The sequence below is a fragment of the Halioglobus maricola genome (assembly GCF_009388985.1).
Taxonomy (GTDB): domain Bacteria; phylum Pseudomonadota; class Gammaproteobacteria; order Pseudomonadales; family Halieaceae; genus Halioglobus; species Halioglobus maricola.
Genome location: NZ_CP036422.1, coordinates 3,466,797 through 3,492,063 on the forward strand (window position 1 = coordinate 3,466,797; position 25,267 = coordinate 3,492,063).

The 25,267-nt window shown below is 58.8% G+C and carries 22 protein-coding genes; 11 read left to right on the forward strand and 11 right to left on the reverse strand.

The genetic code is table 11. The features are described 5' to 3' along the window. Positions 1-135 precede the first annotated feature (135 nt). The 4 genes from EY643_RS15700 (at position 136) to EY643_RS15715 (ending at position 4,017) form a co-directional block, all read left to right on the forward strand. The gene (locus EY643_RS15700) at positions 136-1,203 is read left to right on the forward strand and encodes a phosphotransferase family protein (RefSeq protein ID WP_153240116.1); all 1,068 of its coding nucleotides are present in this window, start codon (positions 136-138) and stop codon (positions 1,201-1,203) included. A gap of 101 nt (positions 1,204-1,304) precedes the next feature. Continuing rightward, positions 1,305-2,885 (forward strand): glutamate--cysteine ligase, encoded by a 1,581-nt coding sequence (gene gshA / locus EY643_RS15705; RefSeq protein WP_153240117.1) that lies wholly within the window; start codon positions 1,305-1,307, stop codon positions 2,883-2,885. A gap of 5 nt (positions 2,886-2,890) precedes the next feature. Then, the gene (locus tag EY643_RS15710) at positions 2,891-3,478 is read left to right on the forward strand and encodes an acyl carrier protein phosphodiesterase (protein WP_170287426.1); all 588 of its coding nucleotides are present in this window, start codon (positions 2,891-2,893) and stop codon (positions 3,476-3,478) included. Between the two features lie 77 nt (positions 3,479-3,555). Continuing rightward, complete coding sequence (locus tag EY643_RS15715) at positions 3,556-4,017, forward strand: sigma D regulator (RefSeq protein ID WP_153240119.1); 462 nt, start codon at positions 3,556-3,558, stop codon at positions 4,015-4,017. A gap of 21 nt (positions 4,018-4,038) precedes the next feature. Here EY643_RS15715 and EY643_RS15720 read toward each other — a convergent pair whose 3' ends face one another. Beyond that, positions 4,039-4,788 (reverse strand): BamJ family beta-barrel-assembly machinery protein, encoded by a 750-nt coding sequence (locus EY643_RS15720; RefSeq protein ID WP_153240120.1) that lies wholly within the window; start codon positions 4,786-4,788, stop codon positions 4,039-4,041. A 161-nt stretch (positions 4,789-4,949) separates the two neighbouring features. Next, positions 4,950-5,543 carry a hypothetical protein gene (locus tag EY643_RS15725; RefSeq protein ID WP_153240121.1) on the reverse strand — a complete coding sequence of 198 codons (594 nt, stop codon included), beginning with the start codon at positions 5,541-5,543 and terminating at the stop codon, positions 4,950-4,952. Positions 5,544-5,645: 102 nt separating this feature from the next. Here EY643_RS15725 and EY643_RS15730 point away from each other — a divergent pair, with 102 nt between their 5' ends. Together EY643_RS15730 and EY643_RS15735 are read left to right on the forward strand one after the other, a co-directional pair. Further along, positions 5,646-6,110: a MarR family winged helix-turn-helix transcriptional regulator gene (locus tag EY643_RS15730; RefSeq protein WP_153240122.1), complete on the forward strand. Its 465-nt coding sequence runs from the start codon at positions 5,646-5,648 to the stop codon at positions 6,108-6,110. A gap of 131 nt (positions 6,111-6,241) precedes the next feature. Then, a complete protein-coding gene (locus EY643_RS15735) occupies positions 6,242-8,134 on the forward strand; it encodes an ABC-F family ATP-binding cassette domain-containing protein (protein ID WP_153240123.1) in 1,893 nt (630 codons plus the stop codon). On the opposite strand, the gene rsgA is transcribed toward EY643_RS15735, so the two are convergent. Genes rsgA through EY643_RS15750 form a run of 3 tightly spaced genes read right to left on the reverse strand, consistent with a single transcriptional unit; the run spans position 8,131 to position 11,550 of the window. Continuing rightward, the gene (gene rsgA / locus EY643_RS15740) at positions 8,131-9,189 is read right to left on the reverse strand and encodes a ribosome small subunit-dependent GTPase A (RefSeq protein ID WP_205743087.1); all 1,059 of its coding nucleotides are present in this window, start codon (positions 9,187-9,189) and stop codon (positions 8,131-8,133) included. The two genes, EY643_RS15735 and rsgA, sit on opposite strands and share 4 nt — an antisense overlap. Continuing rightward, complete coding sequence (locus EY643_RS15745; RefSeq protein ID WP_338035549.1) at positions 9,174-9,410, reverse strand: GIY-YIG nuclease family protein; 237 nt, start codon at positions 9,408-9,410, stop codon at positions 9,174-9,176. The genes rsgA and EY643_RS15745 overlap by 16 nt, the downstream gene beginning before the upstream one ends. Before the next feature lie 25 nt (positions 9,411-9,435). After that, complete coding sequence (locus tag EY643_RS15750) at positions 9,436-11,550, reverse strand: FAD-dependent oxidoreductase (RefSeq protein ID WP_338035550.1); 2,115 nt, start codon at positions 11,548-11,550, stop codon at positions 9,436-9,438. 181 nt (positions 11,551-11,731) lie between these two features. On the opposite strand from EY643_RS15750, the gene trxA reads away from it, so the two are divergent. The 4 genes from trxA to ubiD all read left to right on the forward strand — a co-directional run bounded on the left by trxA (position 11,732) and on the right by ubiD (position 16,106). Next, a complete protein-coding gene (gene trxA, locus EY643_RS15755; RefSeq protein WP_153240125.1) occupies positions 11,732-12,058 on the forward strand; it encodes a thioredoxin TrxA in 327 nt (108 codons plus the stop codon). A 90-nt stretch (positions 12,059-12,148) separates the two neighbouring features. Continuing rightward, the gene (gene ppk2 / locus EY643_RS15760) at positions 12,149-13,096 is read left to right on the forward strand and encodes a polyphosphate kinase 2 (protein WP_153240126.1); all 948 of its coding nucleotides are present in this window, start codon (positions 12,149-12,151) and stop codon (positions 13,094-13,096) included. Positions 13,097-13,341: 245 nt separating this feature from the next. Continuing rightward, positions 13,342-14,610, forward strand: a complete 1,269-nt coding sequence (gene rho, locus EY643_RS15765; protein WP_153240127.1) for a transcription termination factor Rho — start codon at positions 13,342-13,344, stop codon at positions 14,608-14,610. 14 nt (positions 14,611-14,624) lie between these two features. Then, a complete protein-coding gene (ubiD, locus tag EY643_RS15770; protein ID WP_153240128.1) occupies positions 14,625-16,106 on the forward strand; it encodes a 4-hydroxy-3-polyprenylbenzoate decarboxylase in 1,482 nt (493 codons plus the stop codon). On the opposite strand, the gene EY643_RS15775 is transcribed toward ubiD, so the two are convergent. The 6 genes from EY643_RS15775 to EY643_RS15800 form a co-directional block, all read right to left on the reverse strand. Then, positions 16,092-17,288 carry a molybdopterin molybdotransferase MoeA gene (locus tag EY643_RS15775; RefSeq protein WP_153240129.1) on the reverse strand — a complete coding sequence of 399 codons (1,197 nt, stop codon included), beginning with the start codon at positions 17,286-17,288 and terminating at the stop codon, positions 16,092-16,094. The genes ubiD and EY643_RS15775 overlap by 15 nt on opposite strands. Further along, the gene (moaB, locus tag EY643_RS15780) at positions 17,285-17,815 is read right to left on the reverse strand and encodes a molybdenum cofactor biosynthesis protein B (RefSeq protein ID WP_153240130.1); all 531 of its coding nucleotides are present in this window, start codon (positions 17,813-17,815) and stop codon (positions 17,285-17,287) included. The genes EY643_RS15775 and moaB overlap by 4 nt, the downstream gene beginning before the upstream one ends. Before the next feature lie 12 nt (positions 17,816-17,827). Next, positions 17,828-18,691 (reverse strand): SDR family oxidoreductase, encoded by an 864-nt coding sequence (locus tag EY643_RS15785; RefSeq protein ID WP_170287427.1) that lies wholly within the window; start codon positions 18,689-18,691, stop codon positions 17,828-17,830. 123 nt (positions 18,692-18,814) lie between these two features. Further along, the gene (locus EY643_RS15790; protein ID WP_153240132.1) at positions 18,815-20,311 is read right to left on the reverse strand and encodes an arylsulfatase; all 1,497 of its coding nucleotides are present in this window, start codon (positions 20,309-20,311) and stop codon (positions 18,815-18,817) included. Positions 20,312-20,424: 113 nt separating this feature from the next. Further along, positions 20,425-20,970, reverse strand: coding sequence for a single-stranded DNA-binding protein (gene ssb / locus EY643_RS15795; protein ID WP_153240133.1), 546 nt, complete (start codon positions 20,968-20,970; stop codon positions 20,425-20,427). A 125-nt stretch (positions 20,971-21,095) separates the two neighbouring features. Further along, entirely contained in the window at positions 21,096-22,361 is a 1,266-nt protein-coding gene (locus EY643_RS15800; RefSeq protein WP_240732736.1) for an MFS transporter, read from the reverse strand. A gap of 58 nt (positions 22,362-22,419) precedes the next feature. On the opposite strand from EY643_RS15800, the gene uvrA reads away from it, so the two are divergent. Further along, positions 22,420-25,266 carry an excinuclease ABC subunit UvrA gene (gene uvrA, locus EY643_RS15805; RefSeq protein WP_153240134.1) on the forward strand — a complete coding sequence of 949 codons (2,847 nt, stop codon included), beginning with the start codon at positions 22,420-22,422 and terminating at the stop codon, positions 25,264-25,266. The last annotated feature ends 1 nt before the right edge of the window (position 25,267 follow it).

Consider the following 25,267-nt stretch of genomic DNA (forward strand, 5'->3'; position numbering starts at 1 on the left):
CCCTGATAACGTGCTAAAACACCCACTCTAGCAGCTTGTTTCGCCGCCTCCTACAGCCCCATGTGGGGTAGTTGGCGCGGACCCTGGAAATCAATACACTATACGGATGTATAGCTAAAGACAGGAATTCACGCCATGGACAGCGAACGCCCCACTCCCCTCGTCGAGGACGTCGACGGTATCCGCCGCAAGCTGGAGGCCTGGTTCAGCGAGCGCCGGGGATCGCGCGTCACCATTGGCGAACTGAATATTCCCGAAGGAACGGGGATGTCCAACGTCACCTTACTGTTCAATATCCAATGGCAGGAAGGTTCCCGGACAATGCAATCTGCCTGCGTCGGCCGCCTGCAACCACAGATCGAACGCCCGGTTTTTCCCGACTACGACCTGAGCCTGCAATACCAGGTGATGGAAAGCATCGGCGCCAACAGCGATATTCCCGTACCCACACTCCTCGGCCTGGAGACAGACACCAGTATTCTGGGCGTACAGTTCTATGTCATGGCCTACACCCCGGGGCGAATCCCGCCTGACATGCCTCCCTACAACATGGACGGCTGGCTCATGCACGAGGCCAGCAATGAGCAACGCGAAGCCATCTGGTATGCCGCCGTAGACGCGATGGGAGCCTGTCATCAACTGGACTACAAGGAGCTGGGTTTCGAGCACCTGGCGGAGGAAGGCAAGACGCCGCTGCAACAGCAACTGGAGTACTGGCAGCGCTATCACGACTGGGGCCTGGAGGGCAGCCGCCACGTCATTGGCCAACGCGCGCTGGATTGGCTGCAGGCAAACCAGCCGCAAGATGAGCCAACAGTGTTGTGCTGGGGGGACTCTCGTATAGGCAACGTGATCTTCAACGAGGCGCTGGACGGTGTAGCTGCGCTGCTCGACTGGGAGATGGCTGTGCTGGGCAACCCGGTGCAGGACATCGCCTGGTACAACTACCTGGATGCCACATTTGCCGAAGGGCTCGGCCTGCCTCGCCTCGAGGGTCTGCCCTCCTATGAGGACACGGTGGCTCGCTGGGAACATGCCTCGGGCTTCAGCGCGACACACTACAACTACTATCTTATTTTCGCGGGCACTCGCTACGCCTTAATCCTGTCACGCATCATGCTGGCCACCGGACAAGAGAGCGAGGTTCAGGGGAATTTCGCCTGCCAATTACTGAACAAACATCTGGAGCGCATCGGCGCCTGAGGGCACCTGTACTCGCTGCGCGATGAGGGCTAAACTTGTGCCGACTTTCAGCCGGTGCCGCAACATGCCCTGCCGGCACTCCCCCGTACAAGGAGCTCCTGTTGTCTTCAAATTTGCTAGCGCAGGTCAAAAAACTCGCGCAACCCGATCGCAAACAGTTGCTGCGCCAGATTGGCCGGGGTATCGAAAAAGAGAGCCTCAGGGTAAGCCCGAAGGGCAAGCTCTCGCAACAAGTCCACCCTGAAGCGCTGGGGTCGGCCCTGACCCACGGATCAATCACCACAGATTATTCCGAGGCGCTACTGGAGTTCATCACGCCGGTCAGTGCCGACATCGAAGAGAGCCTGACCCAGCTGTCCGACATCCACGCCTTCACTCATCGCAATATCGGTGAGGAACTACTGTGGTCTACATCCATGCCGTGCGTGGTCGGCGGCGACGACTCCATCCCCGTTGCCCGCTACGGCGATTCCAATGTGGCCCGCATGAAAACGGCCTATCGCTATGGTCTCGGGCACCGCTATGGCCGCGCGATGCAAACTATCGCGGGCATTCACTACAACTTCTCCATGCCCCATCGCTACTGGGAGCTGGAGTGGGAAGCGGCGGGTGAACCCGGCAAGCTGAAACACTTCATCACCGAGCGCTATCTCGACCTGATTCGAAATTTCAAACGCTATTCCTGGCTGCTGGTGTACCTCTACGGCGCCTCGCCTGCCCTGTGTCCCAGCTTCCTGCAGGGAAGGGAACACAACCTGGAGACGACCGCAGACGGCAAGAGCCTCTACCTGCCCTACGCAACATCACTGCGCATGGGTGACCTGGGCTATACCAGCAATGCCCAAAAAGACCTGAGCATCTGCTACAACTGCCTGGACAACTATGTCGACACACTGCGTGAGGCCATCATGACGCCCCACGCTGAATACGCGGGTATTCCCCACGGTGAAAATGACGACTATCAACAGTTGAACGACAGCCTCCTGCAAATCGAGAACGAGTTTTACAGTCCGATTCGACCCAAACGAGTGGCTAATTCGGGCGAGACCCCACTTTCAGCACTGCGCCGAGGGGGCATCCAGTACATCGAGGTGCGCTGTGTCGACGTGAGCCCGTTCACGCCACTGGGCCTGGACGCCGAGCAAATCCGCTTCATGGACACCTTCCTGCTTTACTGCCTGCTGGCCCCCAGCCAGGTCTGTAATGACGAGGTACAAGCGGTGCAAGCGGCGAACCTGACCACCGTGGTCAACCGCGGCCGTGAGCCCGGACTGATGCTTCAGGACACCGAGGGACCCCGCGCCCTGAGCGAATGGGCAGAAGCATTGTTGGCGGAAATGGCACCCATTGCGGAGCTCTTTGACGAGGTCAACGAAGCCGATGACCACGCCAACGCGATGGCGACCCAACTCGCCAAGGTGCAGGACCCTGAATTAACACCCTCCGCCAGGGTGCTGCGCGAAATGCGCGAACAAGACCTGCCCTTCTTCCGCCTCGCCATGCAATACAGCGAGCATTGGGCAGGATATTTTCGCGAGCTCGATGTCGACCCGGGACTCATTAGCGGGCTGCAGCAGGAAGCGGTGGCCTCACTCGGCCGCCAGGAGCAGTTGGAAGCTGCGGACAAGGTCAGCTTTGAACAGTACCTGAAAGAATTCTACGCCCAGTACGAACTCGTGTAGGCCCTGTGAACCATCTGGCGCACTTCCACCTGGCGTGGCCGGACGATTCGCTGATTGCAGGCGGTCTCGAGGGCGATTACCTGAAGGGCCCCCTGCCGCAGGCGCTGGACCCAGGACTGCGCAATGGCGTGCATTTACACCGCCTCATTGATGCCTATACAGACAGCCACCCGACACTGGCTGCGCTGCGCGGTGAATTCCCGCCAGAGCTGCGGCGCTACGCCGGGATACTGACCGATCTCGCCTTCGACCACTTCCTGACGCAACACTGGCTCAGGTACACCGACATTGAGCTCAACGATTTCACCCGCCTGACCTATCGCAGCCTGGAAGCGCACACGGCAGCCCTCAGTCCCGGTGCCCAGCGCATGGTTCAGCGCATGGTCAGGTACGACATTCTCGGTGCCTATGGCGACTGGGAAGCTGTACCCGCGAGCGCGCGCCGTGTGGGCGAGCGTTTTCGTCGCGGCAACCCCCTTACCGCGACCGACAGCACGCTGGCCGCCATCCGGCCGCAGATGGAGGCAGCCTTTCTGGACTTTTACCCTGAGCTGCTCGCCTACGCAGACGAGCAGAAAGCCAGCCTTGGCTAATGTCTCAATTCTGTTGACCGTGGCCACAGCCATCAGCCTGTGGCAGACTCTTCGAAGTTACTCACAGGAAAGCTGACATGCCCCAATCCAGCCAGGACCCGGTCGTTCAATTCGAAACGGTGGAGGATATCCTCACTCGATGGCTGAGGGAGCGGCGCGAAGTGCTCGGCAAGTACACAGAGATCGCTGTCGCACTGGACGGCGTCCTCGGCCCTGACGGCGTCACCGAGCGCCAGACAGCCCTCTGCGAGATTCTGGTCGACTACGTTTCAGTGGGCCACTTCGAAGTGTTTCACGAGCTCCTGGCGGAAGCGGAGAGCTTTGATGACGGCAGTATTTCACTGGCGCAGCGCGTCATGCCGGCGATAGCCGACACCACAGAAGTAATCATGGCTTACGATGATAAATATGGGGAAGGGAGCGGCGGAGAGAAAAAGCTAAAGCGCGATCTCTCCGCACTCGGCGAAGCACTTGAGGCGCGCTTCGCCCTGGAAGACCAGCTCATCGCTGGCCTGCACAACAGTCACCGACGCCAGTAAAACCAGCGCCGGTAAGCCGCTTTACTCAGCAGCTGCCTGGCTGGGTACTGAAATCAGTTCCACTTCAAACACCAATGCTGCATTGGGGCCGATCATCTGGCCAGCACCACCGGCGCCGTAACCGAGCTCGGGTGGAATGTACAGCTTGTACTTGGAACCCACAGGCATCAGTTGCAGTGCTTCGGTCCAGCCAGCAATCACCTGGCCTACACCAAAGGTCACAGTCTCGCCACGTTTGTGGGACGAATCGAACTCCGTGCCATCAACCAAGGTACCGGTATAGTGAACTTCGACAGTATCTTCCAGGCTGGGCTTGGGACCTTCTCCTGCTTCAAGCACTTCGTACTGAAGGCCGGACTCGGTAACCACTACGCCTTCACGCGCCTTGTTTTCCTCAAGGAAAGCGACTGCTGCAGCGAGGTTTGCTTCGCCCAGTGACGCCTGCGCAGCTTGCTGCTCAGCCATCATCCGTTCCTGAAACGCCTGCATCTCAGCGGCAATTTCTTCTTCGCTCATACGGCCCGCAGTGCCGCTGATGCCATCGCGGAAACCGGCGACAAAGGCGTCGACATCCAGCGGCATGGCGTCCATAGACATACGCTTGCCGAGGCCATAGGCCATGCCGTAGCTCAGGCGTTGCTCGGTGCCCTCGAGGGCTACTTCTGCTGCAGGTGCAGCGGCGGCCGCACTGTCTGTGTCGGCAGATTGTTGGTTACACGCTTGCAAGGTGACAGCGCCAACCAGTGCAAGAGGCAGTGCATACTTCTTCATAGACTCATTCCATTAATTGTTGAAACAACCGCGATCGCGATGGCGCAACAGTGTACTACCCGCCCTCAGCTTGTGCCAGCCCCGGCGGGCTGGCGAGTAAGCGGGCACCAAGCCCGCAGGGTTTCAGACACGCTAACTCTAGCGACGCTGGCGGAAAGGTACTAGTTCCGGGCAGTAGCGGCCTGTCGCAGCGCCTGAAGAGTGGCGATTTCCTCAGCTGTGAGAGAGGGATTGTTTTCGCAACGCGGGTCAGTCTTCTGTAACAGCACCAGCATGTCCCGGGTTAAGGGTATCGGATCGCAACCATGACCGGTTTCACAAATCATATCCCACCTGGCTTCAGCCTTCGCATGGCAGTCCAGACAGTTCCCCCCAAAACGGTTCACGACATCAGCGAAACCGCGCTTGCGGATCGCGGTGCCTTCAGGGGAGACATCCAGTTCAAAGAACTCCCAATCGTTGGTTGCGGGGCTCGCGCCGGCGGAAAGTTTAACCATGGCCTCACCGGGAACCAACTGGACCAGCGAGCCCTCAGGGTAAACTGCACCATCAGGTGCGCTGGCGGCTGCCAAGGTAGCCTTGAGATCACCAGAGAGGTTATCGACGTAGAAGCCTCGGACCGGCGTCATGTCACGAATACAATAGAATGCTTCGCTGTCGATCTCGTTTGTCGCTGACGGGTCAGCGGCCAGCTGCGAGCTTCCAACAGACAGTGAAATCAGAGACAGCACAAGAGCAAAGGCACGGATATTCATAGGTTCTCCTTCATACAATTTTATTTTGCGCGCAAAGTATATGACCAAGCGTATGCCGCTCCACTTGCAATGTCAATTACTTTGCGTGCAAAATAAACAACCATGAGCACAAGAAATCCCAGCACCAGCAAGCCCCACGTATTGGATCTGGACCGGCAGATCTGTCATTCGCTGTATTCAGCGGCCAATGCCCTGGTTCGAGCCTACAGACCACTGTTGCAACAACTCGACCTGACCTACCCCCAGTACCTCGTGATGCTTAGCCTGTGGCAGCGAGACGGCGTCAGTATTTCCAGCCTCGCAGAGCACACGCGATTTGACGCCGGCACCCTGACCCCAATGCTCAAGCGTTTACAGGACAAGGGACTGATCGATATCCGTGTGGCACAAGAAGATGAGCGGCGCAGGGAAATCAGCGTAACAAACAACGGCCGCACACTGAGAAAAGCCGCGCAAAATATCCCCGAGCAGATCCTTTGTACAGTCGACATGCCCGCGGAGGATGGCCTCCAACTGAAGGCTCTGTGCGAAACCCTTATCGAAAAACTGGGAACAGACCCCAATTAATACACCGTGGTCTGCCCTCTTTTCCTAATAAAATCAGCCAGGAGTAAAAGTATGATAAAAGTGTACGGCGTGCACATATCGCCCTTTGGCCGCAAGGTGCTGATTGCCCTGGATTACAAAGACACCCCCTAATGATCATCCTCAAAGACATCGAATTACGTCGCGGGAGCAAACTGTTGCTCGGCGGCGCCAACGCCACCATTCAACCGGGCCAGCGGCTCGCCCTGATCGGCGCCAATGGCAGCGGAAAATCCAGCCTGTTCGCCTTTCTACTGGGCGACCTGCACCAGGATCAGGGTGACGTAGAGGGCATTGCCACCCTGCGGCTTGCGCACATGGCCCAGGAAGTCCACGCCACCGACCTGCCTGCAGGTGAATATGTGTGGCGCGGCGACGCCAATCTGGCGGAACTGCTGGACCGCCTGGCTGCGCTTGAGGCGCAGGGGGACTACACCGCAGCGGCGCCCATCCATACGGAACTGGAAACCATGGATGGCTATAGCGCCGAGCGCCGCACTCGCCTGCTCCTCCAGGGGCTCGGCTTTGCCGAGGATGCCTATGAACGCCCGGTGAGCGATTTCTCCGGTGGCTGGCGTATCCGCCTCAACCTGGCCCGGGCGCTAATGACCCCCTCGGACCTGCTACTACTCGACGAGCCCACCAACCACCTGGACCTGGATGCGACCATCTGGCTGCAACAGTGGTTGCAACAGTACCCGGGTACGCTGCTGATGATCTCGCATGACCGCGACTTCATCGACGCCACCTGTGAGCGCATCCTGCACATCGAGCAACAGCAGTTGTCCAGCTACAAGGGCAACTATTCCCAGTTCGAGTCGCAGCGCGCCGAACGCCTGGCCAATCAACAAGCGAGTTACGAGAAGCAACAGCGCCGTATCACAGAAATCGATGCTTTCGTGGCTCGCTTCCGCTACAAGGCCACCAAGGCCAAGCAGGCCCAGAGCAGGCTTAAAGAACTGGAGCGCATGCAGACCGTGGCGCCAGCCCACGCCGATTCGCCGTTTGATTTCAGCTTCCCCTCACCCGACAAAACCAGCGACCCGCTGTTGCGCCTGGACGAGGCCAGCCTCGGTTATGGCGACACCCGGATTCTCAATTCGGTAGAACTGGAACTGCGCCCGGGCAGCCGCTTCGGCCTGCTGGGCCGCAATGGGGCAGGCAAATCCACCCTGCTCAAGACCCTGGTGGGTGAACTTCCCTTACTCACGGGCCAACGCAGTGCCGGCGAACACCTGCATATCGGTTACTTCGACCAGCAGCAGCTCGAAGTCCTGGACATGGAGGCGAGCCCCGCCCAGCATATCCAACGTATGAGCCCGGGCGTGCGCGAGCAGGAAATTCTGAACTTCCTCGGCGGCTTCAACTTTCGCGGCGATGCCGCCACCAGCGCAGTAGCGCCCTTCTCCGGCGGCGAGAAAGCACGCCTGGCGCTGGCGATGGTAGTGTGGCAAAAACCCAATCTATTGGTCCTGGACGAACCCACCAACCACCTGGACCTGGAAATGCGCCACGCCATGGAAGTGGCCCTGCAGGCCTATGAAGGTGCCCTGGTACTGGTAAGTCACGATCGCCACATGCTGCGGAACACCGTGGAAGAACTGCTGTTGGTTCACGATGGACGGGTTGAGGAGTACCGGGATGACCTGGAGGGTTACGAGAAATGGATTCTGGCACAACTGCGGGACGACAAACCGCCAGCTCAGCCAACTGCGAACACTGAACCCTCGGCGAAAGCGAAGCGCAAACAGGCGGCTGCGCAACGGGAGAGACTGCGGCCCTTGAAAAAGCGGCTGGATAAAGTCGAGAAGGATATGGCAGCGGTTGAGAGCCAACTCGAGACACTCCAGCAACAACTCGCTGACGCTACGATCTACGAAATTGAGCGCAAGGACGATCTGTCTGCGCTGCTGCTACAGGAATCAGAGCTCAAACCGCGGGCTGAGACGCTGGAAGCTGAGTGGCTAGAGTTACAGGAAGAACTCGAGGCGCTCGAGGCAGGCTAGCTATCCCGCCCCTTCAATTTCCCCGATTCCGACAGGGTGCGCTTGTAAAACTTTCCCAGCGCCTTGTCTGCCGACCGTCGTTCGGCCAGGCTCGCGCTGTTGAACGCATCCTCCCGGCGCAGCTTGAGATAGCTCTCCAGCCTTCGCTCGTCCAGTTCGCCGCGCTCAATAGCACGCCGCACCTCACAGCCGGGTTCGGACTGGTGCAGGCAGTCGGAGAACCGGCATTGACGCGCGAGTTCTGCAATCTCGGCAAACGTCGTGTCGATACCACTCTCGCTATTGGCCAGCTGAATCTCGCGCATGCCGGGAGTGTCCAGCATCAGGCCACCTTGCTCCAGGGGCAGCAGGGACCGACTGGTAGTGGTGTGACGACCCTTGCTGTCATCGTCGCGAATTGCTCCGGTCAGCTGGCGCTCCTTGCCGGCCAGGGTATTGATCAATGTTGACTTACCCACCCCCGAAGAGCCGAGCACGGCTATCGTCGCCCCCTCAGCCATCCAGGGTGCCAGGGCCGCAAGGCTCTCCTTGCTCAGGCCATTCACGGATTCAACCATCACCCCCGGGTTCGCCTGCTGAACCTCGCGCACCCACTGGGTGGGATCCTCCACCAGATCGGCCTTGCTCAACACCAGCACCGGTTCCGCCCCGGCCTCGTTCACGAGCGCCAGATAACGTTCAATACGATTGAGGTTGAAGTCATCATTAATGGAACAGACGATGAATGCCGTATCCACATTAGCCGCGATGAGTTGCGAGCGTACTTCAGTGCCTGCGGCTTTACGTTGAAACAGCGTCTTGCGCTCCAGGAGACGCTGAAAAACCTGCGCCTCATCCAGCAACAACCAGTCGCCGACCACCATTTTCGGCATTGCATGTTGCAGCGGAATAACTGTCTCACCCTGTTCACTGAGCACGCGCATTTCGCTGCGATGGTATTCGAGCACCCGTGCGGGTACAGCACTATCCCATTCATCGAGCGTCAGTTGTTGCTGAAAAAATGGCTGCCAGCCAAGGCTGGCTAGTGGCACCAGGTCACTCATAGATTTATCCATTTGAGTTTCTCCTCACGGCTCAGCTTCTTGATTGCTGCCTCGCGCCGTTGAGCCGCCCCGCGATCAGCTTCGGCACCAGACCAAAGCAATCGAACAGGCCTTCGCCCACGCGTATATTTCGGGCCGCCCACGAGTTCGCCGTTATGCTGGCGCAGGCGCCGCTCGAGATCCCTTGCTATCCCGGTATAGAGCGTGCCGTCAGCACACTCCAGGATATACACCTGCCAGTTCAAAGCAGCGCAGCCACTAACCGCCGCGATTAAAGCGATGATATCGCTCTACGAACTTCAGCAGGCCCTCTGGCTTGCGCGCCTTGCGCCACTCGCCGGCGAGGAACTTGTTGCCCTCAGACAGGGTGGGATAAATATGAATGGTGCCGAGGATTTTGTTCAGCCCCAACCCATGCTTCATTGCCAGCACGAACTCGTTGATCAACTCCGCCGCGTGGTAGCCCACAATAGTCGCACCCAATATCCGATCGCTACCCGGTCTGGTCAGTACTTTCACAAATCCTCTCGCTTCGCCATCGGCTATCGCCCGGTCAAGATCATCGAGATCGTAGCGGCTCACTTCATAGGGAACGCCCTGCGCCTTCGCATCGGTTTCATTCAGCCCGACCCGCGCCACTTCGGGATCGACAAACGTGGCCCAGGGCACCACTGAGTAGTCCACGCGGAATTTACGGAACCGTCCAAACAACGCGTTCACAGCGGCATACCAGGCCTGGTGACTCGCCATATGAGTAAACAAATAGGGGCCAGCGACATCACCGGCCGCGTAGACTGACGGCACCGCGGTACGCAGGAAGTCGTCTACCTGAAGATGACCCGCGGGATTGAGCTCCACACCCAGCTCCTGCAGGCCCAGGCCCTCAACATTGGGGCTGCGCCCAACGGCCAGCAACACAGTATCGAAGGCGACAGTGGCGCCACTGGCGAGCCGGCACAAACCGGCTTCAAAGGCCACCGGAGAATCACCGAGATGCAATGATATTCCTTCGCTGGTAAACGAGGCCTCGACGACGTCCGAGACCTCCGGGTCCTCGCGCGGCAACAAGCGCTGCCCACGGGTAGCAATACTCACCGCAGAACCCAGTCGGGCAAAAGCCTGCGCGAGTTCACAGCCAATCGGCCCGCCACCGAGCACCAGCAAGCGAGGTGGAAGCTCTTCGATCTCCCAGATCGTATCTGAGGTGAGATAAGGCACCCCGTCGAGTCCGGGAATATCAGGTATCTGCGGCCGACCACCAGTCGCGATAACAATGTGACGGGCGGTAATCCTCTCACCATTCACTTCGACTTCCCACGGCGAGACCACATTCGCCTGCCCCTGCACGCAGTCAACCCCCAGGCCGGTGAAGCGCTCCACGGAATCGTGCGGCTCGATAGTGGCGATCACTTTGCGGACCCTCGCCATCACCTCGGGAAAGCGCACCTGCACATCCACAGGCGCCAGGCCGAACTCCGCGGCGCGGTTCGCGTAATGGGCAATGCGCGAGGAGCGAATAATTGCCTTGCTAGGTACACATCCCGTATTGAGGCAGTCGCCACCCATACGATCCCGCTCAATAAGAGTGACCTTGGCGCGCACTGTCGCGGCAATAAGCGCGGTGACCAGCCCGGCAGACCCGGCACCAATCACCACCATGTTGGTATCAAATGCTGTCGGACGATCCCAACGTGCCAGCGCCCTGCGATGCTGCAGGGCATTGAGCAGCAGGCGCGCCAGCAAGGGAAATACGCCCAGCAACACAAAAGACACTAGCAAGGGGGCCGAGACAATGCCCGCCAGCGAGTCCAGCTGGCCCAGCTGGGTTCCCGCATTCACATACACCGCAGTGGCGGGCAACATGCCCAATTGCGACACCCAGTAGTATCGCCAGGTGCCGATCGGCAATAAGCCCATCGCCAGATTAATGACAAAAAACGGGAACAGTGGCACCAGACGCAGGCCGAACAGGTAGAACGCGCCATCTTTGGCAAAGCCTTCATTCACCGGCCGCAATTGCTTGGCGAAGCGCTGCTGCACCCAGTCGCGCAGCAATGTGCGTGAAATCAGGAAGGCTACCGTGGCACCAATACTGCTGCCGAAAGACACCAGTACCAGCGCATACCAGAAGCCGAAGAGAGCACCTCCGGCCAGCGTCATCACCGCCGCACCGGGAATGGAGAGCCCCGTCACCACCACATACAAGGCCAGGTAGAGAACACCCGCCAACAGCGGGTTGGCGCTGTACCAGTCGCGTAAATCGCCCATTTTGCCCTGCACCCAGGACAGTTGAAGATACTGGCCGAGGTCGAGACCAAACCAGGCGATAAGCGCCGCGACAATTATGCCCAGCAACAGTTGTTTTTTATTCAAAACGCCCCCATAGAGTTCGCAAGAGTTCGTCATCAGACGCCATGTCTGTTTATAACACAGGGCAATTAGAGCATTCCTAAAAACTCTGGATGCGCTGCTTGTGCCGCCCCGGGTGGCTGGCTATGATGACCGACGTCAACACTACGCGGGAGATGCCCCCGCAGATCAACCGGAGAGCACAATGTCAGACCAGATCGTACACGTTACCGACGCATCTTTTGATGCCGAAGTCCTTAATTCCGATATCCCCGTATTGGTGGATTTCTGGGCCGAATGGTGTGGCCCCTGCAAAATGATCGCCCCGGTACTGGACGAGATTGCATCCGAATACGAAGGCAAGCTGAAAATCGCCAAGGTCGACGTGGACGCGAATCCCGAGATTCCGCCCAAGTTCGGCATCCGCGGCATTCCTACCCTGATCGTCTTCAAAGGCGGCAATGCCGAAGCGACCAAAGTAGGCGCATTGTCCAAGTCCCAGTTAACTGAATTCATCCAGGAAGTGGTCTAAATCACACTGATTTGACCCGCGTCATTGTTCCGGCCACTCTGGGTATGGCTTGATTGTTTTTTTCAGAGCAATTAAAACAGGAGTCCCCAGGTGGTCGAGCAACATCTCAATCCCGTACCCAGCAACAAGCCCAAGATAGCCGAAATCAACACTCAGGCAATATCAACGCCTGAGCTTCGGCCCGAACTCGAGGGCACCCTGAATACAGCCGACGACATCCGCGAGTTGTTTACCAGCGGGGTATACCCCTACGTCTCTAAAATGAGCCGCGACGAGTACGAGTCGACCAAGCGCCTGCTGCAGGTCGAACTCCTGAAAGTACAGCGTTGGGTCAAGGAATCCGGCCAGAAAATCGTCGTCCTGTTCGAAGGTCGCGACGCGGCGGGCAAGGGGGGCACCATCAAGCGTTTCATGGAACACCTCAATCCTCGCGGCGCCCGCGTGGTGGCGCTGGAAAAACCCACTGAGCTGGAAAAGGGGCAATGGTATTTCCAGCGCTACATCAAACACCTCCCCAGTAATGGGGAAATCGTGCTGTTCGACCGCAGCTGGTATAACCGCGCTGGTGTCGAGCGGGTAATGGAATTTTGCACACCGGAGGAATACCTCGAATTCATGCGCCAGACTCCGGAGATGGAGCAAATGATGGTGCGCAGCGGCGTCAAGTTATTCAAGTACTGGTTCTCTGTGACCCAGGAAGAACAACATGCACGCTTCGATAAACGCCGCAATGACCCGCTAAAACAGTGGAAGCTGTCTCCCATTGATGAGGCCTCCCTCGACAAATGGGACGAATACACAGAAGCCAAGGAGGCCATGTTCTTTTACACCGACACAGCCGACGCACCCTGGGCTATCGTGAAGTCCTCCGACAAGAAGCGCGCCAGGCTGGCCTGTATGCAGCACTTCCTCAGCTGCCTGGATTACCCCGAGAAGAACCATGACGTGGTGAAGATCGACCCACTGATCGTCGGCCAGAGCTCCCACGTGATTGGCAAGTCCAGACACATACTCGGGCCGTCACTGAGTTCGTGGTAAGCAGTTCGGTGATATGCGCGGCCACGGTCGCGCATATCCGCCCTCAGCGCAGCTAAAGTCGCGTCCACAAAAGAAAAAATAGGTGTAGACGCCCCCTACCACCCGTGCTACCTTTTGATCTGTCGCACGTTCCTGTGCAGCAATAATAACTCTGCTATTCAACGTTTAGATCCATTCGGCCGGCATGTGCCGCGCGTATTCGTTTAATTCCTATTCCTTTCACGCCCCAATAACGCCCCTAGTTTATGAATCTTACTGATCTGAAGAACAAACCTACCCAAGTACTCATCGATCTCGCTAAAGAGATGGGCATCGAGAACATGGCCCGCTCTCGCAAGCAGGACATTATTTTCGCGATCCTCAAGCGCCACGCCAAAAGTGGCGAAGATATCTATGGTGACGGAGTACTGGAAATCCTGCAGGACGGCTTCGGCTTCCTGCGCAGCGCAGACAGCTCCTATCTGGCAGGGCCCGACGACATCTACGTGTCGCCCAGCCAGATTCGCCGCTTCAACCTGCGTACCGGCGACACGATTTCGGGCAAGATTCGCCCGCCGAAAGACTCAGAGCGCTACTTCGCGCTACTGAAAGTCGGCGAGGTTAACTTCAGTAAACCTGAACAATCCAAGAACAAGATCCTGTTCGAGAACCTGACGCCGCTGTTCCCGGATGAGCGCCTGACGCTGGAAAAAGGTAACGGCAGCTCCGAGGATCTCACCGGCCGTATCATCGACCTGGTGGCGCCCATCGGCAAAGGCCAGCGCGGCCTGCTGGTTGCGCCTCCCAAGGCCGGTAAGACCATCATGATGCAGAACATCGCCCAGGCGGTGATCAGTAACAATCCCGAGTGCGACATCATCGTCCTGTTGATCGATGAGCGCCCCGAGGAAGTCACTGAGATGCAGCGATCTGTAGGCGCACGAGGCGCCGAAGTTGTCGCATCAACCTTCGACGAGCCCCCCTCGCGCCATGTACAGGTTGCCGACATGGTGATCGAGAAGGCCAAACGCCTGGTCGAGCACAAGCGCGACGTCATCATCCTGCTCGACTCCATCACTCGCCTGGCCCGCGCCTACAACACCGTCATCCCCTCCTCCGGTAAAGTACTGACCGGTGGTGTTGACGCCCACGCACTGGAGCGCCCCAAACGCTTCTTCGGTGCGGCCCGTAACATCGAGGAAGGTGGCAGCCTCTCCATCATCGCCACCGCTCTGATCAACACTGGCTCCAAGATGGACGAAGTGATCTACGAGGAATTCAAGGGCACCGGCAACATGGAACTGCACCTGGACCGCAAAGTGGCAGAGAAGCGGGTTTATCCTGCGATCAACATCCGCTCCTCAGGTACTCGCCGCGAAGAGTTGCTCACCGGCGAAGAGGAACTGGCGCGCATGTGGATTCTGCGCAAACTGCTGCACGGCATGGAAGACACACCTGCCATTGAGTTCCTCATCGACAAGCTCAAGGACACCAAGACAAATGATGAGTTCTTTATGTCCATGAAGCGTAAATAAACGTATAAACGCTCGTGAAATACAGAGACCTCCGCGAATTCATCGCCGAGCTGGAACAGCGAGGCGATCTTGTTCGCATTAAAACCGAGGTCGATCCCAAGCTGGAAATGACCGAAATCGCCGACCGTACCCTGCGGGCCGGCGGCCCAGCCCTGTTATTCGAAAACCCCAAAGGCTTCAACACCCCCGTGCTCGCCAACCTGTTTGGCACTGAACAGCGCGTGGCGCTGGGCATGGGCGAGGAAGACACCGCCGCCCTGCGCAAAATTGGCGAACTTCTCGCCTACCTGCGCCAGCCAGACCCTCCCAAGGGATTCAAGGATCTTGCAGACAAGGCGCCCGTACTCAAGCAGGTGCTCAATATGGGCCCCAAGCAGGTGCGCAACCCGCCCTGCCAGTACCACGCGAAACAAGGTGACGAGGTAGATCTCTACCAACTGCCCATTCAGACCTGCTGGCCGGGCGATGCTGGCCCGCTGGTCACCTGGCCCCTGGTCATTACCCGCGGCCCTGCCAAGGAGCGCCAGAACCTGGGTATCTACCGCATGCAACTGATCGGCAGGAACAAGCTGATCATGCGCTGGCTGTCGCATCGCGGCGGCGCTCTGGACTACCGCGAGTGGCAGCTCAAACACCCCGGTAAACGCTACCCGGTTGCCGTGGCGCTGGGCGCTGACCCGGCGACCACGCTGGGCGCTGTCACCCCAATACCGGATCCAGTCTCCGAGTACGCCTTCGCCGGCCTACTGCGAGGCTCGAAAACAGAAGTTGCTGAATGCTTCACACCGCTGTGCCGCGAGCATGGCCTGCAGGTACCCGCAAGCGCAGAGTACATTCTGGAAGGCTATCTCGAGCCCGGCGACGAAGCCGACGAGGGCCCCTTCGGTGACCACACCGGTTACTACAACGAGGTAGAGCGCTTCCCGGTATTTACCGTGGAAGCGATCACCCATCGGGAAGATCCGATTTACCACAGCACGTACACCGGGCGGCCACCAGATGAGCCGGCTGTGCTCGGCGTGGCGCTCAACGAAGTATTTGTGCCGCTGCTGCAGAAGCAGTTCCCGGAGATCGTCGATTTCTATCTGCCACCAGAAGGCTGCTCGTATCGTATGGCCGTGGTGACCATACGCAAGGAATACCCGGGTCATGCCAAGCGAGTGATGCTCGGAGTGTGGTCATTCCTGCGCCAGTTCATGTACACCAAGTTCGTGATTGTCACTGACGAGGACGTGAATGCGCGGGACTGGAAGGATGTTATCTGGGCAATGACCACGCGCATGGATCCGCACCGAGACAGCGTGTTTATCGAAAACACCCCCATCGACTACCTCGACTTTGCGTCGCCGGTCGCGGGCCTTGGTTCCAAGGTAGGATTCGATGCCACCAACAAGTGGCCCGGGGAAACTGACCGCGAGTGGGGTGAACCCATCGCGATGGATCAGGCAGTGAAAGATCGTGTGGACGAGATCTGGGACGAACTAGGCATCCAGTAGGATAACGTCCAATTCATCGCCAGGCGCCACTGTCGTGCCGATCGGAATGACTGCCAGCGCATTGCAGTAGCTCACAGAACTCAACACACCAGAACTCTGGTTGGCGAAACGCTGTGCCACCAGCCCTGTATCGCTCTGCTCCACATTGACCCGTAAGTAGTCCTGGCGGCCACCGGCACGTTCGACGCTGAATTCCGCACGTGCTTTTAGCGTAGGCAGGCCTGGCTCATCGAGACCCTGCATTTTCTGCAGGAAGGGTTTCGCCACCAGATTGAAGGTCACGAACACCGAGGTAGGATTACCTGGAAGTCCGATAAAGGGGGTCTCACCGATGCGCCCGAAAGCCAGTGGCTTGCCCGGCTTTATCGCCAGCTTCCAGAGCGAGAGTGCACCAAGCCGCTCCACCTGCCCCTTCACATGGTCTTCTTCGCCGACGGAGACACCGCCAGACGTAATCACCACATCGGCCCTGGACGCAGCGTCAGCGAGCGCTTCAGCGGTCGCCTCAGGCGTGTCCGCAACAATGCCACCATCGACAAACTCCATGCCCAGTGCGCGAATCAGCCCGGACAGTGTGTAACGATTGGAGTTGTACAATTGCCCCGGAGCCAAATCGCCTTGCCCCGGTTCTCTTAATTCGTCGCCTGTCGACAACACCGCAATGCGCAGCCTGCGGTAAACACTCACCTCAGCCCTGCCGACCGATGCCAGCAGGCCCAGATCCTGGGCGCGCAACTGACGCCCCCGCTGCAGCACAGTGGAGCCCGCCGCGATATCCTGCCCGCGCGGCCGCACATTGGCACCCACACTTAATTCACCCTCGATACTGACCTCGCCACTCTGCTCAATACAATTTTCCTGCATCGCGACCGCATCGGCACCGGCTGGAAGTTCGGCACCCGTAAATATACGTGCGGCCGTGCCGGGCGCCAGCGGGGCACCGACCACGCCGGCAGGTATTCTCTGAGCCACGGGCAGTGGCTTGTGTGACTCTGCAGCGCGCAGTGCATAGCCATCCATAGCTGAGTTGTCGCCGAGAGGCACATCAACAGAAGAGGAGATATCTTCGGCCAGTACCCGGCCGAGGCCGTCCATCAGAGCAACGTCTTCCCGTTCCGGGGCACAAGGCGCTTGCGCCAGCACTTGCTCGAGCGCGTCTCCCAGCGGCGTCAGGCCACTCAACCCTGCTCGCTCCGGACGCGCAGCACTCCCACGAAGTTACAGGGCCGGTAGGTGGAGTCCAGTTGATCGCGAATCAGGCCTCCCCAGGCAGTGCGGCATGCACCAGTGGAACCGGGCATACAGAAGATAACCGTGTTGTTCGCGAGGCCAGCGAGTGCTCGAGACTGGACCGTAGACGAGCCGATCTCTTCGAAAGACAGGGCGCGGAATACCTCGCCAAACCCATCGATCTGCTTGTCGAACAAGGGGGCAACCGCCTCCGGCGTCGAATCACGGCCAGAAAAGCCCGTACCACCGGTGACCAGCACCGCCTCAACATCGCTGTCGGCTATCCAGGAGGAAAGCACGGCGCGAATCTGGTAAATGTCGTCGATCACGATTTCCCTGGCGCGCACTTCATGGCCGGCGTCAGTGAGGGCTTCCAGCAGAAACTGGCCGGAAGAATCGGTGTCCTTGGTACGGGTATCAGAGACGGTGAGTACCGCCACCCCCAGCGACTGGGGTGCGTCGTCAGTGGCCTTGGCCATGGAGAGAACTCCTTATGCTTGTTGTTCGTAGTATTGCTTGACCATATCACCGATCGTGTTGCGCCAGGGCAACTGCTTGATGGCGAAGGTGTTACGAATTTTGCTGCATTCCAGCGAGCGATTGAGGCTGGGCGTATCCGCCGCCAACTGCTGCAGCTCGACAGCATCCGGGCTGAAATCAGAGAACTGGGATGAGGCGGCGAGCACCGACTCGGCAAATTCATAATAGGTGGATGTCTCTGAGCTGCAATAGTGATAAAAACCCCAGAGCTCCGCGCCGGTGCTGAGCTGGTCAATAATGGCGGAGACAACCCGGGCACCGTCGCCGGAAGAGACCGGACAACCGCGCAGATTGTTATCCAACACCAGGTTCTCGCCCTTGGTCATGTCAGCCAACATCTGGGTGACCAGGTTCGGGCCATCGCTGGCAAAGACTGGCCCAAGCCGCAGAATCAGGTGGCGCTCGCAATTTTCACGCACCACCTGCTCTGCTGCTGCCAGCAACTGGCCCACGCCCTCTTCGCTGTCAGGAATGTCCTCTTCATTGTACATACGGTCGAGTTTCCCGGAGAACACTCGGGCGCTGGAGACAAAAAAATGGGCGGCGCCGTCACGCTGACAACACTTGGCAACCCAATGGCTGCGCTTCAGGTCGAGTTCACCGATCTCCTGGCCACTGTCGGCGACAGCCTCGATGCGAATATCCACCACCAGTTCTGCCTTGACTCGCCGAATGGCCTTTTTCGCCTGCCGCTCACTTTTCCAGCGCGAGGCCGACCAGGTAACAGTGGTGACCTCATGGCGACCAGTCTCAGCGAGAAACTCACCAAGGGCACGGCCCAAGGGGCTGTCGGAACCGAGAAGAAGAATGCGCAAAATGTTACGTCTGCATGGGTTATTGAGTCCCAAAAGGTAACATATTTGCCGCCCGCTGGGCGCTGTAGCGGTGAAATCCGGAAAAAGTACCGGGAGGCCCCACAGGCCTCCCGGCGGAGTACATCAGGGAACGAATGACCCGGGCTTCTGCCGCTGGGGGAATTTCTCGAAAGTCGCCTTGAATTGCGCCACTTTATACATGGCGGGCGCCATCAGGAACATATGCTCAGCCCACCATTGCGGGTAGCCGGCGCCCTCCTTCTGCATGCGCTCGAAAGGGTCCATTCGCAAGTTGAAGATCAGGGGTGCACGCAACTCCGAGTAGGGATTAGTCCACACCCAGATACCGTGCTCGCGCTGCTCCCGGAACAGAAGCTTGTAATCGCCATCACGGAAAGCAACGATGTCACCCGTATCGGAGCTGTAAACATAATCGTTGCGCGGCCCTTTCTCCTCCTCACCAGTGAAATAGGGAAGGAAATTGTATCCATCCAGGTGCACTTTGTAGGACCTGCCACCTACACGCTTACCCTTTTTCAAGTCAGCGACAATATTGTCCTCGCCAGCAGCCGCCAGCAGCGTTGGCATCCAATCCATCATCGCGATGATGTCATTGGACACCTGGCCGGCCTCAATCCTGGCTGGCCAACGCACCATCATTGGTACGCGATAGCCACCTTCCCAGCTGGAATTCTTCTCGCCGTGATAGGCGGTGTAGCCGCCATCAGGCCACAGGGCCAGTTCCGCGCCATTGTCCGTGGAATACATAACGATAGTGTTGTCGGCAATACCCAGCTCATCCAGCTTGTTCAGCAACTGCCCCACATGGCCGTCGTGCTCCGCCATACCATCGGCGTAGAGGCCCTGGCCTGTCACGCCCTGCGACTCAGGCTTGAGCCGGGTGAATACATGCATGCGGGTAGAGTTAAACCAGACGAAAAACGGCTTGCCGCTCTTGTGGGACTTGTCGATAAACTTCAGCGCCTCGGCAAGGAATTCCTCATCGGCGGTTTCCATGCGCTTGCGGGTCAGCGGGCCCGTATCTTCCACCCGGCCATCCGCGTAACTGTGAATGACGCCACGGGGGCCGAAACGCTTCTTGAATTCAGGATCTTTGGGGTAATCCGGGTGCTCGGGCTCCTCCTCCGCATTCAAGTGGTAGAGGTTGCCGAAAAATTCATCAAAACCGTGGTTAGTCGGGAGGTGCTCATCTCGATCGCCCAGATGATTTTTGCCAAATTGGCCTGTTGCGTAACCCATCGGCTTAAGCAGCGCAGCAATGGTGGGGTCTTTTTCAGAGAGGCCTTCCGCAGCACCCGGCAAACCTACCTTGGTCAGGCCGGTGCGCATGGGGTGCTGGCCGGTGATAAAACCAGCGCGACCCGCGGTGCAGCTCTGGTCACCGTAGGAATCGGTAAAAATAATCCCGTCGGCTGCAATGCGGTCAATATTGGGCGTGCGGTAACCCATTCGCCCCATGTTGTAGGCGCTGATATTGTAATCGCCAATATCGTCTCCCCAGATAATCAGGATATTGGGCTTGTCCTGGGCGAAAGCGCCAGTCGCCGCTACTAACAGCAGGGCTCCGGCGGTCACTAACTGATTCAACACACGGGGCATAAAGTTCTCCTTGATGAAAGCGATACCGCTTCTATAGATATAGCAGAGGCTGGAATATCTGCCCTCAGAGGGGCAATAAAAAAGGCCGCTAGATGCGGCCTTTTGGAGATCTTTCAGAACGGGATATCGTCGTCGAACTCGCCGAAATCCTGAGGGGCAGGCTGTGCTGCCGGTGCACCTTGCGCGGGCGCGCTGCGAGGCGCCGCAGCTGGTGCAGCGCCGCCCTGTGCGGGCGGTGCCTGACTGAAACCGCCATCGCCACCACCATAGCCGCCTGCCTGCCCACCCGCCTGGCCACCACCGGCGCCGCGTGGGTCGAGCATTTGCATCTCATTAACCACAATCTCAGTGGTATAGCGGTCCTGACCGGACTGGTCCTGCCACTTCCGGGTTTGCAGAGCGCCTTCCACATAGACCTTGGAACCCTTCTTCAGGTATTCGCCGGCAATCTGGCCCAGACGGTAATTGCCGCGGTCGCGGAAAACCACCCTGTGCCACTCAGTTCTTTCTTTCTGCTCACCGGTCTGGCGATCCTTCCAGGTCTCGCTGGTGGCAATACTGGCATTGGTAACGGCACCGCCGTCGGGGAAAAATCGGGTTTCAGGATCGTTGCCCAGATTGCCGACAATGATCACTTTGTTCACTCCGCGTGAAGCCATGGAGGTTCCTCTCGAGACTGGTAAAAAGATTATTTTTGCGAGCTAACGACTATAACAATCCCCTGCGCCGAATGCGACATCAGCTGCGCTCAAGTGCCATCAATTTGGGGCTATTGTAAGCAGGGTCAATCCCCGGCCTGTGCCGTCACTTGGTTGGCGCGGGCAAAGCCCGGCAACGAGAACAACCACCACAGCACTCCAAGGCCCAGGCAAATAGCGAAAAGCGCCTGTGTCCCACCGTATTCCAGCAGCGCCCCGCCCAGCGCGCCTCCGGCGAATGCGCCGAGGAACTGACAGGTTGAAAACACCCCAAGCGCGGTGCCCTTGCCACCAGCAAAAACGGCCTTGCTCACCAGCGACGGCAAGGTCGCTTCGAGATAGTTGAAGCCAATGAAGAATATCCACAACCCCAGATACAACAGAACGGGTGCGCTAGCGCTACCCATCATCACCAGTGCTCCCAGCACCAGGGTGATGGCGAGCAGGAACACTTCCCGCAGCTTACCCTTGCGCTCGGCCAGAATCATCAGCGGCACCATCCCGATAATGGAAAGGAGCAGCGCCGGCAAATACACCTGCCAGTGGCTGTCGCGATCAAGGCCCGCAACGTCTCGCAGGTACTGCGGAAGTACCAGGAAACACGCCATGAGAATAAAGTGCAGGCAGAACACACCGAAGTTCAAACGCAATAAATCGGCATTGCCCAGGCTGCGCCACACCAGATCACTGCGCAAGCCCACATCATCGTGTCGCTGACCCCGCTGCGGGTTAGGCACCAGCAGGAGCACAATCAAGATGCCAACCAGCGAGAGCCCAGCAGTAAACCAGAACACCGCGGCGAGCCCCCCGGCGGTGGCGATTGCTGGCCCGAGAATCAGGGCGACTGCGAACGACATACCAATGCTCATGCCCACCATCGCCATGGCTTTGGTGCGCTGTTCATCCCGGGTAAGGTCGGCTACCAGCGCCATCACCGTACTGGCGATTGCGCCGGCGCCCTGCAGGGCGCGCCCGGCGATAATGCCGTAAATGCTGTCAGCGGAGGCTGCCACCACACTGCCCAGGGCGAATACCAACAAACCCCCGACAATAACGGGCTTGCGACCAACACGATCAGACAACCAACCCAGAGGAATCTGCAGCACCGCCTGGCTCAGGCCATAAATACCCAGGGCCAGGCCAATGGCGGTTGGGCTCACCCCCGCCAAATCGTCTGCATACAGCGCCAACAGCGGCAGGACCATAAACAGGCCGAGCATGCGGAAACAGTAAAGCAGTGCCAGGGAGCCGACTGCACGCCGTTCCTGGGATGTCATGGGGTGTTCTGTAATCATGAATGAGTAGCCGTAAACAAGACGGTAATCATAACAGCCCGCAACTAGACTTTGCATGCCCTGTACCGGTAGCAATATACTGGTTCGTTTCGATTCTTCTGCGGTATCGGTTTCTATGGACACCATTCACGTTCGCGGCGCGCGCACGCACAATCTCAAGAATATTGACCTGGATATCCCCCGCGACAAGCTGGTGGTGATTACCGGGTTGTCGGGTTCGGGGAAGTCCTCACTCGCCTTCGACACCCTCTACGCCGAGGGTCAGAGGCGCTATGTCGAGAGTCTGTCCACTTACGCTCGGCAATTTCTGTCGATGATGGAAAAGCCCGATATGGACCATATCGAGGGCCTGTCACCCGCCATCTCCATCGAACAGAAATCTACCTCTCACAACCCTCGCTCCACCGTGGGCACCATCACCGAGATTTACGACTACTTGCGCCTGTTGTTCGCGCGAGTCGGCGAGCCCCGCTGCCCCGATCACGGCCTGGGCCTGCAGGCGCAGACCGTCAGCCAGATGGTAGATACCGTACTGGCGCTGCCAGAGGGCAGCAAACTGATGCTGCTGGCCCCGGTGGTGCGAGAGCGCAAGGGCGAACACCTGCACATTTTCGAAGAGCTGCGCGCAGCCGGGTTTGTCCGGGCCCGTATCGATGGCATCGTCACCGACCTCGACGATGTGCCCGAGCTGGAAAAGAACAAGAAACACCGTATCGAAGTGGTAGTCGATCGCTTCAAGGTGCGCGATGACCTCGGCCTGCGCCTGGCGGAGTCCTTTGAAACCGCGCTGGGGCTGACCGATGGCCTGGCCTCGGTGTCGTGGATGGACGGTGATGGCGATGAAATGGCCTTTTCAGCACGCTTTGCCTGCCCGGAGTGCGGCCACAGCATCGACGAGTTGGAGCCGCGGTTGTTTTCGTTCAACAATCCGGCGGGCGCCTGCAGCGGCTGCGATGGCCTCGGTGTTAAACAGTATTTCGACCCTGAACGTATCGTGTTGCACCCGGAGTCCAGCCTCGCCGAGGGCGCGATCCGCGGCTGGGACAGGCGCAATGTCTACTACTTCCATATGCTCACTTCGCTCGCGGAGCACTACGGTTTCGACATCGACGCGCCCTTTGAGAGCCTGAGCAAAAAACACCGCCAGGTGATCCTCCAGGGCTCCGGCAAGACTGAAATCGCTTTCTCCTACATCAATGATCGCGGCGATGTCTTCAAACGGACCCACCCCTTCGAAGGCATTATCCCCAATATGGATCGCCGCTACCGGGATACGGATTCAACCTCTGTCCGCGAAGACCTGGCCAAGTTCCTGGCCACCCAGCCCTGCCCCGACTGCGAGGGTACTCGCCTGCGCACTGACGCGCGTCACGTGTTCGTGGACGAGCGCACCCTGCCCTCGATTACCGATATGTCCGTGGGAGAAGCGGAGGACTATTTCAACGCGCTGGAACTGGGGGGTCGCCAGGGCGAAATCGCCGACAAGATCCTCAAGGAGCTGCGCGCCCGCTACCGTTTCCTGGTAGACGTAGGGCTCAACTACCTCACTCTCAATCGCAGCGCCGAAACCCTGTCCGGCGGCGAGGCCCAGCGGATTCGCCTGGCGTCCCAGATCGGCGCGGGACTGGTGGGCGTGATGTACATTCTCGACGAGCCATCCATTGGCCTGCACCAGCGAGACAATGAGCGCCTGCTCAAGACGCTGACTCACTTGCGCGACCTTGGCAATACGGTACTCGTGGTCGAGCACGATGAAGACGCGATCCGGACCGCAGACCACATTATCGATATCGGCCCAGGCGCCGGCGTGCACGGAGGCCAGGTGGTCGCCGAAGGCACGATGAAGGAGATCCTTGCCAACAAAGCCTCGCTGACCGGGGACTACCTATCCGGCCGCCGCAAAATCGACATACCCGCAAAGCGCAACAAGCCCGACCCCAAGAAGCAGTTGGTACTCGCGGGCGCGACAGGCAACAACCTGCAGGAGGTCACCCTTGAGATTCCGGTTGGCCTGCTCACCTGTGTGACCGGCGTATCCGGCTCAGGCAAATCTACCCTGATCAACAGCACCCTCTATCCGCTCGCCGCCACTGAGCTCAATGGCGCCACGACCCTGACACCTGCTGCGCACCAGTCGATTGAGGGCATGCACCATATCGACAAGTGCATCGACATCGACCAGAGCCCCATCGGCCGTACCCCCCGCTCGAACCCCGCCACCTATACCGGCATCTTCACGCCGGTGCGGGAGCTCTTTGCCGGCACCCAGGAAGCGCGCTCCCGTGGCTACAAGCCGGGCCGGTTCAGTTTCAACGTCAAGGGCGGCCGCTGTGAGGCCTGCCAGGGCGATGGCGTCACCAAGGTAGAGATGCACTTCCTGCCGGACGTCTATGTGCCCTGCGACGTGTGCAAGGGCAAGCGCTATAACCGAGAAACCCTGGAAATCCGCTACAAGGGCAGTAACATTCACGAAGTGCTGGAAATGACAGTTGAAGATGCACTCGAGTTCTTCGACGCAGTGCCGGCGATCAGGCGCAAGCTGCAGACCCTGATGGATGTGGGCCTGTCCTATATCCGCCTGGGGCAGGCCGCCACCACCCTGTCCGGGGGCGAGGCCCAGCGGGTCAAGCTCTCCCGCGAGCTGTCCAAGCGCGATACGGGTAAAACCCTCTACATCCTGGACGAACCCACCACCGGCCTGCACTTTGAGGACATCAAGCAGCTGCTGGAAGTCCTCCACCGCCTGCGCGACCACGGCAATACCATGGTTATCATCGAGCACAACCTGGACGTGATAAAAACCGCAGACTGGATCGTAGACCTGGGGCCGGAAGGCGGCTCGGGCGGTGGGCAAATCATCGCCACCGGCACACCGGAAGACGTGGCCAAAACCAAAGGGTCATTCACCGGCCAGTTCCTGGGGCCGTTGCTCGACACCAAGAAGGGCAAAGCGGCGGCTTAAG